Source organism: Streptomyces sp. NPDC127100 (assembly GCF_042724095.1).
GTDB lineage: Bacteria > Actinomycetota > Actinomycetes > Streptomycetales > Streptomycetaceae > Streptomyces.
Genome location: NZ_JBHXFL010000007.1, coordinates 93,288 through 114,425 on the forward strand (window position 1 = coordinate 93,288; position 21,138 = coordinate 114,425).

Here is a 21,138-nt window from a genome sequence, read left to right on the forward strand (position 1 = left end):
GGCGGCCGGCGCGGCTCAGGTGCTGCGCGTGGCGACCATCCCGATGGTGATCAGGCCCAGGACGACCCAGCCGAACCACAGCCAGCCGTTGCTGCCGAGCGCCACCGTGTAGGCCGTCACCGCGACCAGGCCTCCGATGGTGAGCGCACCCATCGTCTTCGTGGAACTGTCCGTGGAACCGGGCATCGCGACACCCTCCTCGTGGTCCGTTCCCTCCATGGTGCCCCGGTTCCGCCGCCGCACGGCGCGTACGGCGATATGCGCACCTTTTCCAGGCCGCCGCGGAAGGGGGGAGGGGGCCGGCTCCGTAGGAGGTGCCGGTCAGCCGCGTGCGTTGAGGGAGGCCAGGTAGGCGTTGTACGCCTCGAGCTCCTTGTCGCCGTCGCGATCGGCGGCCCGGTCGGTGCGCCGGGCCTGCCGCTGGTCCGACGCGTACCACTGGGCCACCAGGGCGAGCAGCACCAGGACCGAGGGGACCTCGCTGAACGCCCAGGCGATGCCGCCCGCCGCGTTCTGGTCGGAGAGCGCGTCGATGCCCAGCGACGCGGACGGGTTGCGGAACGTCTCGACCATGGGGGAGGACGCCATCATCAGCGCGATGCCGAAGAACGCGTGGAACGGCATGCCCGCGAACAGCTCCAGCATCCGCATCAGGTAACCGGGCCGGTGGGGACCCGGGTCCACGCCCATGATCGGCCAGAAGAAGACCAGGCCGACGGCGAGGAAGTGCACCATCATCCCGACGTGCCCGACCTTGGAGCCCATCAGGAAGTCGAAGATCGGGGTGAAGTACAGCGCGTACAGGCTCGCGATGAACAGCGGGATGGTGAACACGGGGTGGGTGACGATCCGCATGTAGCGGCTGTGCAGCAGCATCAGCAGCAGCTCGCGCGGCCCCTTGCGCCCCCGGCCCGCCGTGGGCAGCGCCCGCAGCGCCAGGGTGATCGGGGCGCCCAGCAGCAGCAGGATCGGCGAGACCATGCTGATCACCATGTGCTGCACCATGTGCACGCTGAACATGACCATGCCGTAGTCGTTCAGCCTGGTGCACATCATCAGCGCGATGCTCAGCACACCGGTGACGAAGCCGACGGTCCGTCCCACCGGCCACTTGTCACCGCGCCGCGCCAGACGGACGACACCCCAGCCGTACAGCGCCAGACCCAGCAGGCAGGCGATCAGGAAGAAGAGGTCCGGCGACCAGCCGAGCCCACGCCCCAGCGTGAACGGCGGCAGATCCGTCGTCATGCCGTGCCCGCTGTGATCCATCCGCCGGCTCCTGTTTCGTGGGGGTTGAGCGCGTTTGCACGCTGTCTGTCCGAAGGCAAGCGTAGAACCGCCCCCGGCGACCATCCTCACCGGGGGCGGCGAAGCGCCCCGAAGGGGCGCGGGGAACCGTGCGGTCAACCAGCCCCGGCCCGCGGACCGCGACGGACCGGTGGGCCCCAGCTTTCGGCGGCACCGCTCAGAGCACGCACTCCGCCTCGTCGTAGCGCGCGTCCGGGACCGTCTTCAGCGTCTCGACGGCGTCGGCCAGCGACACCATCGCGATGTCCGTCCCGCGCAGCGCGGTCATCATCCCGAACTCCCCGCGGTGCACGGCCTCCACCGCGTGCCACCCGAACCGGGTCGCCAGCACCCGGTCGTACGCCGTGGGCGTCCCGCCCCGCTGGACGTGTCCGAGGATCACCGGCCGGGCCTCCTTGCCGAGCCGGTGCTCCAGCTCGTCCGAGAGCTGGCGGGCGATCCCGGCGAAGCGCTCGTGGCCGTAGACGTCCTTGCCGCCCTCGTCGAAGTCCATGGTGCCCGCCTTCGGCTTGGCACCCTCCGCGGCCACCACTATGGCGAACCGCTTGCCCGCCGAGAACCGCTCGCCGACCTTGGCGGCCAGCTCGTCGATGTCGAAGGGCCGCTCCGGGACGACGACGGCGTGGGCGCCGGCCGCCATGCCCGAGTGCAGGGCGATCCATCCGGTGTGACGGCCCATGACCTCCACGATGAGCACCCGCTGGTGGGACTCGGCGGTGGTCTTCAGCCGGTCCAGGGCCTCGGTGGCGACGGTGACGGCCGTGTCGAAGCCGAAGGTGACGTCGGTGACCGCGATGTCGTTGTCGATGGTCTTCGGCACGCCCACGATCGGCAGGCCGTTGTCGGACAGCAGCCGGGCGGCCTTCAGCGTGCCCTCGCCGCCGATCGGGATGATCGCGTCGAGTCCGAGTTCCGCGACGTGGCCGCGGGCGCGCTCCACGCCGTCCCGCAGATGTTCGGGACGGACCCGGGAGGAGCCGAGGATGGTGCCGCCGCGGGCCAGGATGCCGCCGACCGCGTCGAGGTCGAGCTTGAGGTAGTCGCACTCCAGGAGGCCCTTCCAGCCGTCCCGGAAGCCGATGACCTCGTCGCCGTGGTCGACGACGGCGCGGTGCACGACGGACCGGATGACGGCATTCAGGCCGGGGCAGTCACCGCCGGACGTGAGGACACCAATGCGCATAGCCCCAGTTACCTTCTCAACGTGGCACGGGTCCGGACCGCGCTGTCCGGTTCGATTCCCCGCCACCCTAGCGGTACCGGGGGGCGGGGCCGAACCGTGCGTCCGCCTACTGGACGTACCCGCTCACCTGTGCGGATGCATCATCAGACGGGCTGCCGCTGGGGCGTCAGGCGGGCTGCTGCGCCGCCGCGATGCGCTCGTTGCGCAGCGCCTCGTACCACCGGTCGTCGGTCGGCGGCAGCGCGTTCACGTCGAGGGCCAGCTTGAGCAGCAGGTCCGCGATCTGCGGGTTGCGGGCGAGCACGGGCCCGTGCATGTACGTGCCGAAGACCGTGTCGTTGTACGCGCCCTCCGTGCCGTCGCCCGTGCCGTTGCCGTTGCCGAAGCGCACCTGGGCGAGCGGACGGGCGGTGGAGCCGAGGTGGGTGACGCCCTGGTGGTTCTCGAACCCGGTCAGCGGGGGCAGGCCGAGGCGCGGGTCGATGTCGCCGAGGACGTCGCCGACGCACCGGGCTCCCTCGCCGCGGGTGGAGACCACGTCGAGCAGGCCGAGGCCCGGCTCGCGCTGGCCGAGGTCGTTGATGAACTCGTGGCCGAGGATCTGGTAGCCGGCGCAGACGGAGAAGACGATCGCGCCGTTCTCCACCGCCCGGTGCAAACCCCCGTCGCGGCGCAGCCGCTCGGCCGCGAGCCGCTGCGGACGGTCCTCGCCGCCGCCGATCAGATAGATGTCGCCGGAGGTCGGGATCGGCTGGTCGCTGCGCACGTCGAGCCGGGCCACGTCGAGGCCGCGCTGCCGGGCCCGGCGCTCCACGACGAGGGCGTTGCCCTGGTCGCCGTACGTGCTGAGCAGGTCCGGGTAGATCCAGACGATCCGCAGTTGGTTGTCGCTCACGAAAATCCCCTGAAGTCTCGCGGTCAGTTGCCGACGCGGCGGCGCAGGTCCTGGAAGGCGGTGTAGTTCGCGATGACCTCGATCCGGCCGGGCGGGCACAGCTGCACCGCCTGGTCGAGGTTCTCGCACACCTGGAACTGCTGGTTCGCGACCTCCAGGCGCACCGCGAGGTCCAGCTTGCGGTCGCCGATCACGCAGATCGGGTGACCGGTCAGCCGGGTGTAGTCCACGTCCCACAGCCAGGAGGTGTCGGTGCCGTCGGCACCGCGCGCGTTCACCGACAGGATCACCGGGGTCGGCGGCGGGTCGATCAGGGAGAAGGTCTCCAGCCAGCCCGCGGGGTTCTTGGCGAGCAGCAGACGCAGGTCGCGCCCCTGGAACTGGACCACGTCGTAGCGCCCGGCGACCGCCTGCACCTGGTACATCCGCTCCAGGGCGACCTGCGGCGGCACCCCGAAGACGGCGCAGACGGCGGCCGAGGAGGCGGCGTTCGCCTTGTTGGCGCGGCCCGGCAGCTGGAGGTGGATGGGCCAGGCGGAGCCGTGCGGGTCGAGGACGTGGTCGCCGGACAGCGCCCAGCTCGGCGTGGGCCGGCGGAAGCCGCACTCGCCGCAGAACCAGTCGTCGCCCGGACGCTGCATCACACCGCCGCAGGACGGGCAGGACCAGGCGTCGTCCTTCCACATCTGCCCGGCGGCGACCCAGATCACGTTGGGGGAGGAGGAGGCGGCCCACACGACCAGCGGGTCGTCGGCGTTCGCGACGATCACGGCCTTCGAACCGGCCAGGCCCTCACGCCAGTTCTCCGCGAGCATCCGGGTCTCGGCGGCGCGGTCGAGCTGGTCGCGGGAGAGGTTGAGCAGCGCGATGCACTTCGGGTCGGTGGCCTGGGCGACGCCGACGAGGTACTTCTCGTCGACCTCGAGGACGCCGTACCGGGCGTCCGCGCCGCCGGCGAGCGCCGAGGTGATGCCGGCGGGCATGTTGGCGCCGAGCGCGTTGGACACGACCGGGCCGGCCGCCTTGAGCGCCTCTGCGATGAGCCGGGTGGTGGTGGTCTTGCCGTTGGTCGCCGAGACGAGGGTCACGTCCAGGTGCTGGGCGAGCCGGGCGAGGAGGTCGGGGTCGAGTTTCAGCGCGACCCGGCCGCCGATCACCGAACCGCTGCCTCGTCCGGCGGCGCGGGACGCCGCCGCGACCGCCTTGCCCGCGGTCACGGCGATCTTGGCCCGCGGCGTGAGCGGGTCCGAGTTGCCTGCCATCAGTTCTCGATCCTCCTTGCCGTACGCGCCGCGCCTGAAGCCTGGGAAGCCTGACGGCCACGTGGTGTGGACCTCAGCCTATCGAGATCCGTTCACACTCCCGAATCGCGGCACCGGCCACGCGGCCCCGACGGTGGGCGCGCGCCGCCGGGGAACACAGGGACCTTACTCTGAGCGTCATGCGACACGGCTCCATCCCGGGCGTCCACGGGCGCGTACGGCCCCTCAGTCTCCTCGGCGACCCCGTCCTGCACGCCCCGTGCGAGGAGGTGACGGACTTCGGTCCGGAACTCGCCGCGCTCGTGGAGGACTTGTTCGCCACGATGTACGCCGCGCACGGCGTCGGCCTGGCCGCCAACCAGATCGGTGAGCCGCTGCGCGTCTTCGTGTACGACTGCCCGGACGACGAGGACGTGCGCCATCTCGGTCACGTGGTGAACCCGCGGCTCGTCGAGGCGGACGGGGTGGTGGTGCGCGGCCCGGAGGGCTGCCTGTCGCTGCCCGGCCTGGAGGCGGGCACCGAGCGCCACGACCACGCGGTCGTCGAGGGTTTCACGGCGACAGGGGAGCCGGTCACGGTGCACGGGACGGGCTTCTTCGCCAGGTGCCTCCAGCACGAGTGCGACCACCTCCAGGGGCGGATCTACGCCGACCGGTTGTCGGGCCGGCGCCACCGGAAGCTGATGAGGCAGGTCGCGCGGGCGTCGTGGAGCCGCTGAACGCGCCCGCCGCGGCGCCGGGCCGGAGATCTTGGGGGTCAGAAGCCCGGGCCGCCCACCCTGTCCCCGGCCGCGGACAGCCGGCCCCAGAGCAGGTCCGCCAGACTCGTCACCAACTCCGCACGGGAGCAGGGGCGTTCGCCGAGCCACCAGTCGCCGGCGGCGTGCATCATGCCGACGATGCCGTGCCCCCAGACCCGGGCCAGCCGCTCGCTGCCGGGACCCATGTCGAGGCGTTCCTCGATGACCTTGCCCAGCTCCTCGCCCATGCGGCGCAGCAGGGGTGCGGAGTGCCTGCCCACGTCGAAGCCCTGCTCGGTCTGGTCGCCGGGTCCGGTGCTGCCCTCCGCCGGGTGCATCAGGAAGCGGTACACCTGAGGGGCCGCCTCGATGGCCGCCAGATAGGTGTCCAGCGTGGCCTCGACGCGCTCGCGCCGGTCGGCCGGGGCGTCCAGGGCGGCCCGCAGCGAGGCGAGGAGGGCGTCCGTGTGCCGCTGGGCCAGGGCGGCGTACAGGCCGCCCTTGTCGCCGAAGTGCCGGTAGAGGATCGGCTTGGTGATGCCCGCCTCGGCGGCGATGGCGTTCATCGAGGCCTGCGGGCCGTCGCGCAGCACCACCCGGTCGGCGGCCTCCAGCAGCTCGCGCCGTCGACGGTCGGCGGACCGCTGCTGCTCGGTCCGCTGCGTGGTGTTCATGTGCTCTCCCCACCCGTGCTGATTCGGTGACGCCTGCGCAAACTAACACCCGGCGGCCCGTGCCCATCGAACGGGAGGCCGGGGGTCCTCGGGAGTTGACTTTCACTACCCGTCGGTAACAGACTCGGGTTACCGCAAGTAACACGCAGGTGCGTCACTGGAGGGGACATGGCCGAGTTCACCATGGAGCTCAACGACGAACAGAAGGAGGTCCGGGACTGGCTGCACGGCTTCGCCGCCGACGTCATCCGCCCCGCGGCCGCCGAATGGGACGAGCGTGAGGAGACTCCCTGGCCGGTCATCCAGGAGGCCGCCAAGGTCGGCATCTACTCCCTCGACTTCTACGCCCAGCAGTACTTCGACTCCACCGGCCTCGGCATCCCGATGGCGATGGAGGAGCTCTTCTGGGGCGACGCCGGCATCGCGCTGTCCATCGTCGGCACCGGCCTCGCCGCCGTCGGCGTCCTCGCCAACGGCACCGAGGAGCAGATCGGCACCTGGATCCCCCAGATGTACGGCGACGCCAACGACGTCAAGGTCGCCGCCTTCTGCTCCTCCGAGCCCGACGCGGGCTCCGACGTGGCCTCCATGCGCACGCGCGCCGTGTACGACGAGGCCAAGGACGAGTGGGTGCTCGACGGCACCAAGACCTGGGCCACCAACGGCGGCATCGCCAACGTCCACGTGGTCGTCGCCGTCGTCGACCCGGAGCTGGGCTCCAAGGGTCACGCCTCCTTCATCGTGCCGCCGAACACCCCGGGGCTGTCCCAGGGGCAGAAGTTCAAGAAGCACGGCATCCGCGCCTCGCACACCGCCGAGGTCGTCCTCGACAACGTGCGCGTCCCCGGCTCCTGCCTGCTCGGCGGCAAGGAGAAGCTGGACGCGCGCCTGGCCCGCGCCCGCGAGAAGGCCAAGGCCGGCGGCGAGCGCGTGAAGAACGCGGCGATGGCCACCTTCGAGGCGTCCCGCCCGGCCGTCGGCGCCATGGCGGTCGGCACCGCCCGCGCCGCGTACGAGGTCGCCCTCGACTACGCGAGGACCCGCGAGCAGTTCGGCCGCCCGATCATCGACAACCAGGGCGTCGCCTTCCAGCTCGCCGACATGCGCACGTCGATCGACGCGGCCCGGCTGCTGGTGTGGCGGGCCTCCTGGATGGCGGTCAACGGCAAGCCGTTCACGGCCGCCGAGGGCTCGATGTCCAAGCTGTTCGCGAGTGAGACGGCGAAGAAGGTGACCGCCCAGGCGGTCCAGATCCTGGGCGGCAACGGCTACACCCGGGAGTACCCGGTGGAGCGGATGCACCGCGACGCGGCCATCTACACGATCTTCGAGGGCACCAGCGAGATCCAGCGGCTGGTGATCGCGCGGACCCTGGCGGGCATGCCGATCCGCTAGCGGCCCGGGGTCAGGTGGGCCGGCCGCTGGAGTGGGCGATGCACGCCACGTCGATGCGGTCGGCCAGCTTGGCGAGTTCGATGGTGAGGGCCGCCACGGTGTCCTCGTCCAGACCCTCCTCGCCGGCCTCCACCAGCCGCAGCCACCGACCGCCCACCGTGCGCAGCAGCTTGCTCACGTCGGCCGCGGACACCTGCAGGGTGCCGCGGTCGTCGACGATCAGAGGCAGGGTCACTTCGCGGGTCACGAAAAGGGATCGTAGCCCCGGAACCCTCACGCCCCGTGCCATACGGTGGTGATGTTGCAGAACTCGCGGATTCCGTGCCCGGACAGCTCACGCCCGTAGCCCGACCGCTTCACCCCGCCGAAGGGGAACGCCGGGTGGGACGCCGTCATCCCGTTGACGTAGACCCCGCCCGCCTCCAGGTCCCGGACGAAGCGGTCCACGTCGGCGTCGTCGCGGGTCCACACGTTGGAACTGAGCCCGAAGTCCGTGTCGTTGGCGATCAGCACGGCCTCGTCCAGGTCGGCCGCCCGGTACACCGTGGCGACCGGACCGAAGGCCTCCTCGCGGTGGATGCGCATCTCGCGGGTGATGTCGGCCAGCACGGTCGGCGGGTAGTACCAGCCGGGGCCGTCGGGGCGTTCGCCGCCGCACAGCACCCGCGCGCCGCCGCGTACCGCGTCCTCGACCAGTTCCACCACGTCGGTCACGCCCTGCTCGCTGGAGAGCGGTCCGACCTCGGTCTCCTCGTCCATCGGGTCGCCGACCCGCAGCGCCCTCATGCCCTCGGTGAAGCGCTCGACGAAGGCGTCGTACACGTCCGTGTGCACGATGAACCGCTTGGCGGCGATGCAGGACTGCCCGGCGTTCTGCGTGCGTGCGGTCACCGCGACCCGCGCGGCCCGGTCGATGTCGGCGGACGGCATGACGACGAAGGGGTCGCTGCCGCCCAGCTCCAGCACCGTCTTCTTGATCATCTCCCCGGCGGTGGAGGCGACCGCGCGGCCGGCGGGCTCGCTGCCGGTGAGGGTGGCGGCCCGCACGCGCTCGTCGCGCAGGATGTCGTCGACCGCGGCGGAGCCGATCAGCAGGGTCTGGAAACAGCCCTCGGGGAAGCCCGCGCGGTGGAACAGGTCCTCCAGGTACAGGGCGGTCTGCGGGACGTTCGAGGCGTGCTTGAGCAGGCCCACGTTGCCCGCCATCAGCGCGGGCGCCGCGAAGCGGATCACCTGCCACAGCGGGAAGTTCCACGGCATCACCGCGAGCACCGGTCCGAGCGGCCGGTAGCGCACCAGGGCCCGGGAGGCGCCGGAGTCCTTGACGTCCGCCTCGGCGGGCTCCTCGTCGGCGAGCAGGTCCGCGGCGTGGTCGGCGTACCAGCGCATCGCCTTGGCGCACTTGGCGGCCTCCGCGCGGGCCTGCTTGACCGGCTTGCCCATCTCGGTGGTGATGACCCTGCCGATCTCGTCCTGGTCCGCCTCCAGGAGGTCGGCCGCCCGGTGCATGAGCCGGGCCCGCTCCTCGAACGGCGTGGTCCGGTACGTGCGGAAGGTGGCCTCCGCGAGCTGGAGCCGGCGCTCGATCTCCTCCTCGCCCATGGCCTCGTACGTCCTGAGCGTCTCGCCGTTCGCCGGGTTCACCGTCGCGATGGGCATGGCCGACCTCCCTGGGTGCAGACTCGTGCTTCGACCTTGGCGCGCGGCGGGGGGTGCCGCAACGCGGAGGGGCCGGTGGGCCCCTCGTCGCCTCTCTCAGTGCGAGTGCTCAGCCAGCCGGTCGAGAAACGCGGCCTGCGCCTTCACGATCACCTCGCGCGCCCGGTCCACCGTGAACCACGCCACCCGGTCCAGCTCGGGGAACTCCTCGATCCGGCCCGACCTCGGCGGCCACTCCATGCGGAAGGTGCCGGGGATGACGGTCGCCGGGTCGAGGTCGGCCCCGACGGCCCAGGCCGTGACGACCTTCCCGCCGGACTGGCGGACCTCGCCGAGCGGTACGGCCTCGCCGTCGGGCGGCGGCAGCCCGAGTTCCTCCCGGAACTCGCGCCGGGCCGCCTCCCAGGCGGGCTCCGCCGGCTCGTACTCGCCCTTGGGGATCGTCCACGACCCGGCGTCGCGGCGGGCGTGGAAGGGGCCGCCCATGTGGCCGAGCAGCACCTCGGTCCCCCCGGCGCCGGGGCGGTGGAGCAGCAGGCCGGCGCTGCGCCTCACGGGGCCACCCCCGGGTGGGCGGCGAGGAGCGTGCCGACCGTGTCCGCGTCCTCGGGGCGCTTGTCGTCGCGGTAGCGCAGGACGCGGGCGAAGCGGAGGGTGACGCCGGCCGGGTAGCGGGTGGAGCGCTGGAGGCCGTCGTAGGCGATCTCGACGACGAGTTCGGGGCGTACGGTCACGCCCCAGCCGTGCTCCTCGACGGCCAGCTCCCGAAGGCGTTCGGTCTGCCAGGTCAGCAGCGCGTCGGTGAGGCCCTTGAAGGTCTTGCCGAGCATCACGAACGAGCCGTCCGCGGCGCGGGCTCCCAGATGGAGGTTGGACAGCTTGCCGGTGCGGCGTCCGTGCCCCCACTCGGCGGCCAGGACGACCAGGTCGAGGGTGTGCACGGGTTTGACCTTCAGCCAGGACGCGCCGCGGCGGCCCGCGCTGTAGGGCGCGTCGAGCCCTTTGACGACGACACCCTCGTGGCCGCGCTCGAGCGTCTCGGCGAGGAACTTCTCGGCCGCGGGCGTGTCGTCGGGCCCCGCCACCAGGGTGCGGCGGACCCGCATCGGCTCGGGGACCAGCCGGGCCAGTTCCGCGTGCCGCTCGGTCAGCGGCAGGTCGAGCAGGTCGCGGCCGTCGACGGACAGCGCGTCGAAGAACACGACGGAGACGGGGACGGCCCGCGCGGCCGTGGTCACGTCCGTGCGGGAGCCGACTCGTCCGGCGGTCTCCTGGAAGGAGCGGGGGCGCCCGGCCTCGTCGAAGGAGATCACCTCGCCGTCCAGGACGAACCGCTCGCCGGGCAGCCCGAGCGCGGCCGCGGTGACCTCCGGGAGCCGGCCGGTGATGTCGTCCAGGGTGCGGGTGCAGACCAGTACGGTGCCGCCGTCCCGGTGCACCTGGACGCGGATGCCGTCCAGCTTCTCCTCGACGGCGCAGCCGCCCAGCCTGCCGACCGCCTCGGCGACCGAGGACGCGCTGTGGGCCAGCATCGGCAGCACCGGGCGGCCGACGGTGAGCCGGAACCGGGCCAGCGCCCCGGGACCCTCGGCGAGCAGGGCCTCGGCCACGGCCCGCAACGAGCCCGCGAGCATCACCGCACGCCGAACGTCGGCCGCCGGCGCGCCGGTCGCCAGGGCCAGGCCCTCCACGGCGACGGCGTCCAGGGCGCCCTGGCGCACCTCACCGGTGAGCAGCCCGAGCAGGAAGCGCTGCTCGTCCTCGGTGGCCGCGCCCATCAGGCCGCCGACCAGCCGCGACCGCTCGGCCTGCGAGCCGGCCCCGGAGACCGCGCCGAGTTCCGTCAGTTGGGCGTCCACGTCGCGCACGGTGAGGCCGGGTTCGGCGGCCGGGGCGACCCGCTCGCCCAGCACCTTCCAGCCGACGCCGATCCGGCCCTGGGGGAGACGCCCCGCCAGATAGGGGATGACGATCGGTACGTCCTCCGCCTCCGCCTCCCGGAACAGCTCCGCGAGCAGGGCGGTCTTCCGGGACCGCGCCGACGTGGCCGCGACCTCCCGGGACACCTGGGCCAGCCGGGCAAGCAGCATGCAGTCATGGTGCACCGAAGAGGCGTGGCCTACACCCGCACGGGCGCACGGACCTGCCTGCCGCCCCGCCGCGGTCCCCTCCGGGCGCCCTGACCGCTCCGGGCCGGGGCGCGTCCTCCGGTGCCCCCGTCCCCGGGGGCACCGACCCGCCGTACCGGTGACCGCCGACCGGGGGAGCATCCGGCAACCGCCGCCGCGCCGGGCCCCGGCGCTACGCGCCGAGGCGTGCGTCCAGGTCCGACATGATCAGGTCGCCGACGATCGCGGCGGCGGCGCGGTAGCCGCCGCTCGCCGCGTGGACGACCTGCTCGGCGAAGCCCATCGCGTTGCCCGCGGTCCACACGCCCGGCACGGTGGTCCGGCCCGTCGGGTCCACCACGGGGTAGGCGCCGAACGGGGTCTCCCGGAGCTCCGCGCCCAGCCGCTCCATCAGGCCGGTCCGCGGCACGGCGCGCGGGGCGACGAAGAGCACCGAGCACTCGTGGACGGACCCCTCCCCGGAGGGAGCGTCCCCGGCCGGCCGGACGCCGGTGAGCCGGTCGTCCTCGACCCGCAGCCCCGCGACCCGGCCGGGCACCACCTTCACCCCGGCCGCGGAGAGCCGGCGCAGGTCGTCGTCGGACAGCTCCTCCTCGGCGACCGTGTGCAGGAACAGGGTCACGTCGTCCGACCACCCGGACACCATCAGCGCCTGGTGGACGGAGAGCGGGCTGGTGGCGAGGACGCCGAAGCGCTCGCCGCGGACCTCCCAGCCGTGGCAGAACGGGCAGTGCAGCACGTCCCGCCCGAAGCGTTCGGCGACCCCGGCGACGTCCGGCAGCTCGTCCTTCAGGCCGGTGGCGACGATCAGCCGCCGCGCCCGCACGGTCGGCCCGCCGGCCAGCTCCACGGCGAAGTCATCGCCCCGGGTCACCCCCACCACGCGGTCCCGGACGAATCCGACGCCGTAGCGGGCGATCTCCTCCCGGCCGAGCGCCAGGAACTCGGCGGGCGGCATGCCGTCCCGGGTCAGGTACCCCTGCATGTGGTCCGAGGGCGCGTTGCGCGGCTCACCGGCGTCGACGACCAGGGCGCGCCGCCGCGCCCGGCCGAGGACGAGGGCGGCGGAGAGCCCGGCCGCGCCGCCGCCGACGACGATCACTTCGTACGTTCCCGACAGGTCCTGCTTCTCGGTCATGGTGACCACCTCCGGTCAGAAGGTCGCCCCGGAAGCACCGGATTGACAAACACATTTGCCGGTTCTGCAACAATGGACGCATGACTGCAGACGACGTACTCGCGGGAGTCGGACCGCGGCTGAGGCAGATCCGCAAGGAGCGCGAGGTCACGCTCGCCGCCCTGTCGGAGTCGACCGGCATCTCGGTCAGCACCCTGTCGCGGCTGGAGTCCGGCCTGCGCAAGCCGAGCCTCGAGCTGCTGCTGCCGATCGCCCAGGCCCATCAGGTCGCGCTGGACGAACTGGTCGGCGCCCCGCCCGTCGGTGACCCCCGGGTGCGCGCCCGGCCCATCGTGCGCCACGGCCGCACCCACTGGCCGCTCACCCGCCAGCCGGGCGGTCTCCAGGCGTTCAAGGTGCTCGAGCCGCAGCGCAAGGAGGAGCCGGACCCGCGGACGCACGAGGGCTACGAGTGGCTCTACGTACTGTCCGGCCGGCTGCGCCTGGTGCTCGGCGAGCACGACGTGGTGCTCGGCGCGGGCGAGGCGGCCGAGTTCGACACCCGTGTGCCGCACTGGTTCGGCTCGACGGGGGAGGGGCCGGTCGAGTTCCTCAGCCTGTTCGGCCCGCAGGGGGAGCGCATGCACGTGCGCGCCCGGCCCGCCCAGGCGTGACGGACGACCTGCCGCCACCTGTTCCCTGATCGGCAAGCGACCGCTTAGTATGCGGGAGAACCCGGACCGACAGTCGCGTGGAGGCCCCGCATGCAGGCATGGCAGGTGCACGAGAACGGCGAGCCGAGCGAGGTGATGCGCCTCGGCGAGGTCCCGCCCCCGACGCCGGGCGACGGCCAGGTCCTGATCAGGGTCCGGGCAGCCAACATCAACTTCCCGGACGCCCTGCTGTGCCGGGGCCAGTACCAGGTCAGGCCGCCCCTGCCGTTCACGCCCGGAGTGGAGGTCTGCGGCGAGACCGAGGACGGGCGCCGCGTGATCGCCAACCCGGTGCTCCCGCACGGCGGCTTCGCCGAGTACGCCGTCGCCGACGCCCGCGCCCTGCTGCCCGCGCCGGACACCCTGGACGACGCCGAGGCCGCCGCCCTGCACATCGGCTACCAGACGGGCTGGTTCGGCCTGCACCGCCGGGCCCGGCTGGAGGCCGGTGAGACCCTGCTCGTCCACGCCGCCGCCGGCGGGGTCGGCAGCGCGGCCGTGCAGCTCGGCAAGGCGGCCGGGGCGAAGGTCATCGGGGTCGTCGGCGGCGCCGGAAAGGCCGCCGTCGCCCGCGAACTGGGCTGCGACGTCGTGATCGACCGGCGGAGCGAGGACGTCGTCGCCGCCGTCAAGGAGGCCACCGGCGGCCGGGGCGCCGACGTGATCTACGACCCGGTGGGCGGCCAGGCCTACGCCCAGTCCGCCAAGACCGTCGCCTTCGAGGGCCGGATCGTGGTCGTCGGCTTCGCGAGCGGCACCATCCCCAGCCCCGCGCTGAACCACGCCCTGGTGAAGAACTACGCCGTCCTCGGCCTGCACTGGGGCCTGTACAACACCAAGAACCCCGAGCTGGTCCGGCACTGCCACGAGCAGCTCACCGAGCTGGCCGCGCGGGGCGCCGTAAGGCCGCTGGTGAGCGAGCGGGTGCCGCTCGACGGGGCCGCGGACGCCGTGCAGCGGGTGGCCGACGGCCGGACGACCGGCCGCGTCGCCGTCGTCCTCGAGAAGGGAGCCGCCGCATGACCGACGCCGACGAACTGCGCCGCCGCACACAGGAGTTGCTGGCCGCCCATCCGCCGGCCGCCACCGGCCGCCTCGACTTCCTCCGGGCCCGCTTCGACGCCGGCCTCGCCTGGGTGCACTACCCGGAGGGCCTCGGCGGACTCGACGCCCCCCGTTCCCTCCAGACCGTGGTCGACGCCGAGCTCGCCGCCGCGGGCGCCCCCGACAACGACCCCCGGCGCATCGGCATCGGCCTCGGAATGGCGGCGCCGACGATCCTCCACTACGGCACCGACGAGCAGAAGCGCCGGCTGCTGCGCCCGCTGTGGACGGGCGAGGAGGTCTGGTGCCAGCTGTTCAGCGAGCCGGGTGCCGGCTCCGACCTCGCCGCGCTCGGCACGCGGGCCGTGCGGGAGGGCGACGAGTGGATCGTCGACGGGCAGAAGGTGTGGACCTCCAGCGCGCACCTCGCCCGCTGGGCCATCCTCATCGCCCGCACCGACCCCGACGTGCCCAAGCACCGGGGCATCACCTACTTCCTCTGCGACATGACCGACCCCGGCGTGGAGGTCCGTCCGCTGCGGCAGATCACCGGCGAGGCCGAGTTCAACGAGGTCTTCCTCACCGGCGTCCGCATCCCCGACGCCATGCGCCTGGGCGCGACGGGGGACGGCTGGCGGGTCGCGCAGACCACGCTGAACAACGAACGCGTCGCCATCGGCGGAACGCCGATCCCCCGCGAGGGCGGCATGATCGGCAAGGTCGCGAAGACCTGGCGGGACCGCCCCGACCTGCGCACCCACGACCTGCACCAGCGGCTGCTCGGCCTGTGGGTCGAGGCCGAGGTCGCCCGGCTCACCGGCGTACGGCTGCGCCAGCAGCTGGCGGCCGGCCAGCCCGGCCCCGAGGGCGCCGGCATGAAGCTGAACTTCGCCCGCCTCAACCAGGAGATCAGCGGCCTCGAGGTCGAACTCCTCGGCGAGGAAGGCCTGCTGTACGACGACTGGACCATGCGCCGCCCCGAGCTGGTGGACTTCACCGGCCGAGACGCCGGGTACCGCTACCTGCGGTCCAAGGGCAACAGCATCGAGGGCGGGACCAGCGAGGTCCTGCTGAACATCGTCGCCGAGCGCGTCCTCGGCCTGCCCGCCGAACCGCGCACCGACAAGGACGTCGCCTGGAAGGACCTGGCCCGATGAGCGAGCCCGATCTGCTGTACTCGGAGGAGGAAGAGGCGCTGCGCGCCGCCGTCCGTGACCTGCTCACCGGCCACTGCGACCCGGCGGGCGTCATCGCGCGCACCGAGTCCGACGCGCCCCACGACCTCGCCCTGTGGAAGTCGCTGGCCGAGGGCATGGGCCTGGCCGGGCTCCTGGTGCCCGAGGCGCAGGGCGGCCAGGGCGCCACGTACCGCGAGGCCGCGGTCGCCCTGGAGGAGCTGGGCCGGTCCGTCGCACCCGTGCCGTACCTGACGAGTGCCGTCGTCGCCACCGAGGCCCTGCTGGCCTGCGGCGCCGAGGACCTGCTCGGCGAGCTGGCCGCCGGACGCCGCATCGGCGCCCTCGCCGTCGGCCTGCACACCGCACCGGGCGCCGCCTACGCGACCGTACGGATCCAGGACGGCACGCTGCACGGGGAGCTGACCGGCATCGCCGACGCCGCCGTGGCCGACGTGCTGCTCGTCCCGGCCGACGACGGCGCCCTGTACGCGGTGGACGCCGGCGCGGCGGCCGTCACCCCGCGCTCCTCCCTGGACCTGACCCGGCCGGTGGCGGCGGTCGTCCTCGACGGGGCGCCGGGACGCCGGCTCGGCGACGCGGAGCCCGCCGTACGGCGCGCCCTGCGAGCCGGTGCCGGACTGCTGGCCTCCGAGCAACTGGGCCTCGCCGACTGGTTGCTGACCGAGACTGTGCGCTATCTCGGGGAGCGCAGGCAGTTCAACCGCCAGGTCGGCGGCTTCCAGGCGATCAAGCACCGGCTCGCCCGGCTGTGGCTGGAGGTCGCGGGTCTGCGCGCCGCCGCCCGCAACGCGGCCGACGCGCTGGCGAGCGGCCAGGACGCCGACGTGGCCGTCGCCGTGGCCCAGGCGTACGCGGCCCAGGTCGCCGTCCACGTCGCCGAGGAGGCGCTGCAACTGCACGGCGGCATCGGCATGACGTGGGAGCACCCGGTCCACCTCTACCTGAAGCGGGCCAAGGCCGACGCGATCGCCCACGGCACGGCGGGCGCCCACCGGGAGGCGCTGGCCGAACTGGCCGACCTGCGCGCCCCCTGACGGCGCCCGTCCGGCGGAAGCGATGCCCGTCCCCCTCGGGGGGCGGGCATCGCCCGTGCGTGCCGTTCCCGCGACATGAACGACCGGCGGACGTCCGGACAACTCCCTGCACACCTCTGCTCCTTGAGCGCCCGGGCCCCCATACTCACAGGCGTCCCGTACGGCACCTCCAGGGAGGCAGAGCATGGCCCTCACCACCCGACGCAGAGCCCTCACCACCCTCGGCGCCGCCCTCGCGGGCGCGGTCGCCCTGCCCGCCGGCACCGCGTCGGCGGGCGAGGGCAGGCGCGGTCCCCGCCCGCTGTGGCGTGCGCACGCCCACAACGACTACGAGCACCCCCGCCCCCTCCTCGACGCCCTCGACCACCGCTTCGGCAGCGTCGAGGCCGACATCTACCTCGTCGACGGGCGGCTCCTGGTCGCCCACGACCCCGAGGACCTCGACCCCGCCCGCACCCTGGAGTCCCTCTACCTCGACCCGCTCGCCGCCCGCGTCCGCGCCCGGCACGGCCGCGTCTACCGGGGCGACCGGCGCTCCCTGCAGCTCCTCGTCGACATCAAGACCGAGGGGGCGTCGGCGTACCTGGAGCTCGACCGTCTCCTGCGCCGCTACACGCACCTGTTCACCGGTTACGCCCACGGCCGGGTCCACCCCGGCGCGGTCACCGTGGTGGTCTCCGGAGACCGCGCCGCCCGCGCGCCGATGGCCGCCCAGCGCACGCGCCTGGCCTTCTACGACGGCCGTCTCGCCGACCTCGGCACCACGGCCCCGGCCTCCTTCGTGCCGCTGATCAGCGACAACTGGACGCTCAACTTCACCTGGCAGGGCGTCGGCGCCTTCCCCGAGGCGGAGCGGGGCAAGCTGCGCGACCTCGTCGGCGCGGCGCACCGGCGCGGGCAGCGGGTGCGCTTCTGGGCCACCCCCGACCAGCCGGGTGCCGCCCGGGACGCGGTGTGGGGCGAACTGCTCGCCGCGGGCGTCGACCACCTCAACACCGACGACCTCGCGGGGCTCGAGGCGTTCCTCGACGCCCGCCGCGGCGCGTAGCCGCCGCCGGAACTTCACTCGTCCGGAGGACAGGTCAGCCGCCCGGATAAACCCTCCGTTGCGCCACACTTGCGGCCGAACGCCGCGAAGTGGACGTGGCGGAGGAGGTTGACGATGGCCATTTCCATCTCTGTGGTGCTGCTCCTGACGATCCTGGCGGTGCTCTTCCTGCGGAACGGGGGGCTGAAGATCTCCCACGCGCTGGTCTGCCTGCTGCTCGGCTTCTACCTGGCGAGCACGAGCATCGCCCCGACCATCAACAGCGGTCTCATGGCCACGGCGGACATCGTCGGCAGCCTCAGACCCTGACCGGGGCGGGGCGGTGCGCCGGGCCCCACGGTCCCGGCGGCGCCCCGGCGGCTACGCGTCGAGGACGCGGGAGCGGATGAGGAAGCGCACCCCCTCGGGCGCCTCCAGCGAGAAACCGCTGCCCCGTCCCTCGACGACGTCGACGATCAGCCGGGTGTGGCTCCACACCGCGAACTGGCTGCGTGACATCCAGAACGCCACCGGTTCCTCGACGCCCTCCACGACCAGCTCCGCGAGCAGGACGTCCGCCGCGCCGGTGCGGAACTCGCCGGCCGGGTAGCACATGGGCGCGCTGCCGTCGCAGCAGCCGCCGGACTGGTGGAACATCAGGGGCCCGTGCGCTGCCCGCAGGCGCCGCAGCAGGCCGGCCGCCGAGGCGGTGAGTTCGACGCGCGGGATCTCCTCGTATGTGTCGCCCATGCCCCGCATGCCAGCACGGGGAAGGTTGCGAGTGCGTTGCGGCGCCCGGGCCGCGGGGCGGGAACCCGGGCGCCGCCGTGGGCGGGTCTCAGATCCCCCCGGCGGCCGAGCGGGGAAGCACCGTGACGCGGTGGAAGTTGCACCCCGAGGGCGGGTCCGCGGCCTGCTGCGTCTGATGGGCCTTCAGGGCGATGCTCACCAGGCTCAGCAGCAGGTCGACGTCCGCGTCGCAGTCCAGGTGCACGGTCACCCAGCGGGAGCCGGGGACGAGGTGTATCGCACTGGAACCGCCGAGGTCGTACTGGAAGCGCTGGATGGCCCGGTGGGTCAGGTGGAGGTCCACGTCCCGGTCCGAGTGGAAGTGGACGATCTCGTCATCGGCGGAGCGCAGTGCCCGCCCGGTTCCGCAACTGGCCGGACCCGTGGTGAGGTCGGGCCAGGCGTGCAGCCGCTCGAAGGCGCGCTGGGCCAGAGTCATGCCCCCATCGTCGCCGGATCACCGCGTCGCAACCAGGGGTTGAGCGATTTGTAACCGGCACGTGAGGTCGGGGAGGGCGCCCAATACCCGGGCGGGCGCCGCGCGGGGTCGCGCGGCGCCCGCCTTCGCCGTACTACGGCGCCACGCAGCCGATCGTCCCCGCGGGGAAGTTGTTGCCGGTGGAGGTGGCGGTGAAGCCGAAGGACACGCTGCCGTCCGGCGGGACGACACGGTTGTGGTCCACGTTGCGCACCGTGACCGTACCGCCGTCACCGCTCGACAGGGAGCCGTTCCACACCCCGCCCAGCGTGGTCCCCGCCCCGGGCCGCCACTGCACGGCCCAGCCGTTCAGCGGCTGGGTGCCGTGGTTCATCACCTCGACGGAGCCCTGGAAGCCGCCGCTCCAGGAGTTCACCACGGAGTAGACGGCCATGCAGTCGCCGGAGTGCGTGGGCGGCGGCGTGGTCGGGGGCGGCGTGGTCGGCGTGCCGCCCGAACCGCGGATGCCGGTCACCTCGCCGTTGCCGCCGTCGAAGACGACGTCGGAGCAGGAGAAGAAGTTCTCCTGACTGTCCGAACGCACCCACTGCATGAAGATCAGCGCATCGCCCGAACGGCCCGAGGGCAGCGCCAGGTCCCAGTAGTAGTGGCCCCCCGACGTGCCGGGCGAGCCCTGCTGGGGCGGGTTGGTCACGGTCTGGATCAGCTGGAGGTCGTCCCAGCCCAGCTCGGAGGCGGGCGACCAGCCAGGCTTGGTCAGGTAGACGCGGAAGTCGCCGGGATGGGCCGCCCAGTTGCTGTACTGCACCTTCATCGTCGCGCCCGACGTCAGATGCGTGCGGGGCCAGTCCGAGCGGGCGGCGTTGTAGGCGGAGAAGGCGTACGGGGAACGGTCGCCGGCGCTGCACAGCGTGCCGTCCGGGACGTAACCGGCCCCGCGGCCGCCCGCGTTGGAGTCGAGCACGGCGAACCAGTTGTACAGCGCCGTCGCCCCGCTGCGGTCGAGTGCGTCCCGGCACGCCGGGTTGGTCGGGTCCAGGGCACCGGTGCCTGTGACGGCGTCCAGTTGGCACAGGTACGTGCGCGAGCCGGGCATCATCGCCACGCCGTGCGCCTCGGCGCGGCCCTGCCCGAACAGGACGGTCACGCCGAGCGCGCCGAGCAGGGTGGCGAGCACCGCCGCCAGGGACAGGTATCTGTTCCGTCGAACCATGGGGGTCTCCTGTTTCGCTCAGTGGACGATGTCGACGATCCGTTCGTGACCATCAGGAGGTGGGTGTTCTGCCCTGTGCTGGAGCCCCCGCCCGTCCGGGGGAGGAACCGACCGGACGGGCGGGGGAGTGGGGGGGGAGGGGATGACACCGCCGTACGGCCGGTAGACGGCCGTCCGGCGTCACGCGGTCGCGCAGGCGGTGCCGTTGAGGCGGTAGGCGTCCGGCTCGGAGAAGGAGCCGCCGTAGGTCCCCTGGAAGCCGAACGTCAGGCTGCCGCCGGGGGCGATCCGGGAGTTGTGGCCCAGGCCGGTCGCCGTGACGGCGCCCGTTGAGGGGGTCACCGAGGCGTTCCAGGCGTTCGTGACGCGCTGCCCGGAGGGCAGCGTGAAGGCGAGCCGCCAGCCGTCGACGGGGGAGGCGGAGGTGTTGGTGACGGTGACGTTCGCGGTGAAGCCGCCCGGCCAGACGTTCGTGGCGTACGCGACCTCGCACGTCGCGGGACCGCCCGGCTCGCCGGGCCCGGAGGGGCCGCCGTCCGTGTCAGTCTCCGAGGAGAAGGAGGTCACCGCCAGCCCCGCGCCGCCCTGCCACGGCTCGAAGCCCGCCTGGACGCTCGTCAGGTACCAGTCGTTCGCGGCGAGTCCGCGCGAGACGGCCTGCCGGGCGAAGTCCATGACGTCGAAGCTCCAGCTGGTGATCGCCGAGGGGGCGACGAAGGACAGCACGTCGTTGGAGCCGTTGCTGCCCGACCACACCTCCCACGAGCGTCCCGCCACGGTGGCCGTGCCCACCTTGGCGCCCACCGGCTGGACCGGGCCCGTGTGATGGAACCAGACCATGATCTCGGTCCGGTTCACCCCGTCGGTCCGGGGCGCCGGGTCGAGCCAGATGTCGTAGGCGGCGTCGTAGACCGCGTTGTCGACGTAGCCGAAGGACACGCTGGTGGGCGCCTCGGCGATGTCGCTCAGCCGGGCCGGAAGGCGCGTGCCCGGCGCGCAGACGGTGTAGTGGCAGCCGTCGAAGACGGACGGGTACGACTTCGGGGCGCCGTTGGTGGGCACGGAGCCGTCGGCCCGGTCGACCCGGAAGCCCGAGTCGGTGACGGTGACGCACTGCGTCGCGCCGGTGCCCCAGCGGTTGTTCTGGACGACGTAGCGGCCCTGGATCGTCGCCGTGCCGAACGCCTCGCAGATCGCGGTGTCCGCCTGGGCCGGCGCGGCCGTGGTGACGAGGGACACCACGACGGCGAAAGCCGCGAGAAGGGCGCCCGACAAGCGTCGGAAGGGGCGGACCTGATGCCATGACGGTCGCATGTGG

At 73.0% G+C, this 21,138-nt stretch carries 23 protein-coding genes; 8 read left to right on the plus strand and 15 right to left on the minus strand.

Annotated elements, in window-relative coordinates:
• Nucleotides 1-15: 15 nt before the first annotated feature.
• The 5 genes from ACFWJB_RS10530 to ACFWJB_RS10550 all read right to left on the minus strand — a co-directional run bounded on the left by ACFWJB_RS10530 (nt 16) and on the right by ACFWJB_RS10550 (nt 4,648).
• On the minus strand, nt 16-186 hold the full coding sequence (locus ACFWJB_RS10530; protein WP_386921584.1) for a hypothetical protein: 171 nt from the start codon (nt 184-186) through the stop codon (nt 16-18).
• 135 nt (nt 187-321) lie between these two features.
• Complete coding sequence (locus ACFWJB_RS10535) at nt 322-1,269, minus strand: cytochrome c oxidase assembly protein (protein WP_386921586.1); 948 nt, start codon at nt 1,267-1,269, stop codon at nt 322-324.
• Between the two features lie 196 nt (nt 1,270-1,465).
• Complete coding sequence (locus ACFWJB_RS10540) at nt 1,466-2,491, minus strand: 6-phosphofructokinase (RefSeq protein WP_385466228.1); 1,026 nt, start codon at nt 2,489-2,491, stop codon at nt 1,466-1,468.
• A 166-nt stretch (nt 2,492-2,657) separates the two neighbouring features.
• Entirely contained in the window at nt 2,658-3,386 is a 729-nt protein-coding gene (locus ACFWJB_RS10545) for a type 1 glutamine amidotransferase (protein ID WP_385466231.1), read from the minus strand.
• 23 nt (nt 3,387-3,409) lie between these two features.
• Nucleotides 3,410-4,648, minus strand: a complete 1,239-nt coding sequence (locus ACFWJB_RS10550) for a MurT ligase domain-containing protein (RefSeq protein ID WP_385466234.1) — start codon at nt 4,646-4,648, stop codon at nt 3,410-3,412.
• Nucleotides 4,649-4,827: 179 nt separating this feature from the next.
• On the opposite strand from ACFWJB_RS10550, the gene def reads away from it, so the two are divergent.
• Complete coding sequence (gene def / locus ACFWJB_RS10555; RefSeq protein ID WP_386921589.1) at nt 4,828-5,367, plus strand: peptide deformylase; 540 nt, start codon at nt 4,828-4,830, stop codon at nt 5,365-5,367.
• A gap of 38 nt (nt 5,368-5,405) precedes the next feature.
• On the opposite strand, the gene ACFWJB_RS10560 is transcribed toward def, so the two are convergent.
• On the minus strand, nt 5,406-6,062 hold the full coding sequence (locus ACFWJB_RS10560; protein ID WP_385466240.1) for a TetR family transcriptional regulator: 657 nt from the start codon (nt 6,060-6,062) through the stop codon (nt 5,406-5,408).
• A 168-nt stretch (nt 6,063-6,230) separates the two neighbouring features.
• On the opposite strand from ACFWJB_RS10560, the gene ACFWJB_RS10565 reads away from it, so the two are divergent.
• Nucleotides 6,231-7,457, plus strand: a complete 1,227-nt coding sequence (locus ACFWJB_RS10565; RefSeq protein WP_386921591.1) for an acyl-CoA dehydrogenase family protein — start codon at nt 6,231-6,233, stop codon at nt 7,455-7,457.
• Nucleotides 7,458-7,467: 10 nt separating this feature from the next.
• On the opposite strand, the gene ACFWJB_RS10570 is transcribed toward ACFWJB_RS10565, so the two are convergent.
• The 5 genes from ACFWJB_RS10570 to ACFWJB_RS10590 all read right to left on the minus strand — a co-directional run bounded on the left by ACFWJB_RS10570 (nt 7,468) and on the right by ACFWJB_RS10590 (nt 12,383).
• The gene (locus tag ACFWJB_RS10570; protein WP_386921593.1) at nt 7,468-7,704 is read right to left on the minus strand and encodes a DUF6213 family protein; all 237 of its coding nucleotides are present in this window, start codon (nt 7,702-7,704) and stop codon (nt 7,468-7,470) included.
• A gap of 26 nt (nt 7,705-7,730) precedes the next feature.
• The gene (locus tag ACFWJB_RS10575) at nt 7,731-9,116 is read right to left on the minus strand and encodes an NADP-dependent succinic semialdehyde dehydrogenase (protein ID WP_385466249.1); all 1,386 of its coding nucleotides are present in this window, start codon (nt 9,114-9,116) and stop codon (nt 7,731-7,733) included.
• Between the two features lie 96 nt (nt 9,117-9,212).
• Nucleotides 9,213-9,671, minus strand: a complete 459-nt coding sequence (locus ACFWJB_RS10580; RefSeq protein WP_386921596.1) for an NUDIX domain-containing protein — start codon at nt 9,669-9,671, stop codon at nt 9,213-9,215.
• Nucleotides 9,668-11,206, minus strand: coding sequence for an ATP-dependent DNA ligase (locus ACFWJB_RS10585; RefSeq protein WP_385466255.1), 1,539 nt, complete (start codon nt 11,204-11,206; stop codon nt 9,668-9,670). Before ACFWJB_RS10585 ends, ACFWJB_RS10580 begins: the two co-directional genes overlap by 4 nt.
• Nucleotides 11,207-11,417: 211 nt before the next feature.
• Nucleotides 11,418-12,383, minus strand: a complete 966-nt coding sequence (locus ACFWJB_RS10590) for an NAD(P)/FAD-dependent oxidoreductase (protein ID WP_385466258.1) — start codon at nt 12,381-12,383, stop codon at nt 11,418-11,420.
• A gap of 80 nt (nt 12,384-12,463) precedes the next feature.
• Between ACFWJB_RS10590 and ACFWJB_RS10595 the strand changes: the two genes are divergently transcribed.
• The 6 genes from ACFWJB_RS10595 (at nt 12,464) to ACFWJB_RS10620 (ending at nt 17,709) form a co-directional block, all read left to right on the plus strand.
• Nucleotides 12,464-13,036, plus strand: a complete 573-nt coding sequence (locus tag ACFWJB_RS10595; protein WP_385466261.1) for a helix-turn-helix domain-containing protein — start codon at nt 12,464-12,466, stop codon at nt 13,034-13,036.
• A 90-nt stretch (nt 13,037-13,126) separates the two neighbouring features.
• Nucleotides 13,127-14,098: an NADPH:quinone oxidoreductase family protein gene (locus ACFWJB_RS10600; protein WP_386921599.1), complete on the plus strand. Its 972-nt coding sequence runs from the start codon at nt 13,127-13,129 to the stop codon at nt 14,096-14,098.
• Complete coding sequence (locus tag ACFWJB_RS10605; RefSeq protein ID WP_385466267.1) at nt 14,095-15,276, plus strand: acyl-CoA dehydrogenase family protein; 1,182 nt, start codon at nt 14,095-14,097, stop codon at nt 15,274-15,276. The genes ACFWJB_RS10600 and ACFWJB_RS10605 overlap by 4 nt, the downstream gene beginning before the upstream one ends.
• A complete protein-coding gene (locus ACFWJB_RS10610; protein WP_386921601.1) occupies nt 15,273-16,352 on the plus strand; it encodes an acyl-CoA dehydrogenase family protein in 1,080 nt (359 codons plus the stop codon). Before ACFWJB_RS10605 ends, ACFWJB_RS10610 begins: the two co-directional genes overlap by 4 nt.
• A gap of 184 nt (nt 16,353-16,536) precedes the next feature.
• Nucleotides 16,537-17,400 (plus strand): phosphatidylinositol-specific phospholipase C/glycerophosphodiester phosphodiesterase family protein, encoded by an 864-nt coding sequence (locus tag ACFWJB_RS10615; protein WP_386921603.1) that lies wholly within the window; start codon nt 16,537-16,539, stop codon nt 17,398-17,400.
• A gap of 114 nt (nt 17,401-17,514) precedes the next feature.
• On the plus strand, nt 17,515-17,709 hold the full coding sequence (locus ACFWJB_RS10620) for a hypothetical protein (RefSeq protein WP_385466275.1): 195 nt from the start codon (nt 17,515-17,517) through the stop codon (nt 17,707-17,709).
• A 51-nt stretch (nt 17,710-17,760) separates the two neighbouring features.
• Here the strand turns inward: ACFWJB_RS10620 and ACFWJB_RS10625 are convergent, their stop codons facing one another.
• The 4 genes from ACFWJB_RS10625 to ACFWJB_RS10640 form a co-directional block, all read right to left on the minus strand.
• On the minus strand, nt 17,761-18,129 hold the full coding sequence (locus tag ACFWJB_RS10625) for a DUF779 domain-containing protein (RefSeq protein ID WP_385466278.1): 369 nt from the start codon (nt 18,127-18,129) through the stop codon (nt 17,761-17,763).
• An 88-nt stretch (nt 18,130-18,217) separates the two neighbouring features.
• Nucleotides 18,218-18,607, minus strand: coding sequence for a luciferase family protein (locus ACFWJB_RS10630; protein WP_386921606.1), 390 nt, complete (start codon nt 18,605-18,607; stop codon nt 18,218-18,220).
• A gap of 133 nt (nt 18,608-18,740) precedes the next feature.
• The gene (locus ACFWJB_RS10635; protein WP_386921608.1) at nt 18,741-19,820 is read right to left on the minus strand and encodes a lytic polysaccharide monooxygenase; all 1,080 of its coding nucleotides are present in this window, start codon (nt 19,818-19,820) and stop codon (nt 18,741-18,743) included.
• 180 nt (nt 19,821-20,000) lie between these two features.
• A complete protein-coding gene (locus ACFWJB_RS10640) occupies nt 20,001-21,134 on the minus strand; it encodes a cellulose binding domain-containing protein (RefSeq protein ID WP_386921610.1) in 1,134 nt (377 codons plus the stop codon).
• Between the last annotated feature and the right edge of the window lie 4 nt (nt 21,135-21,138).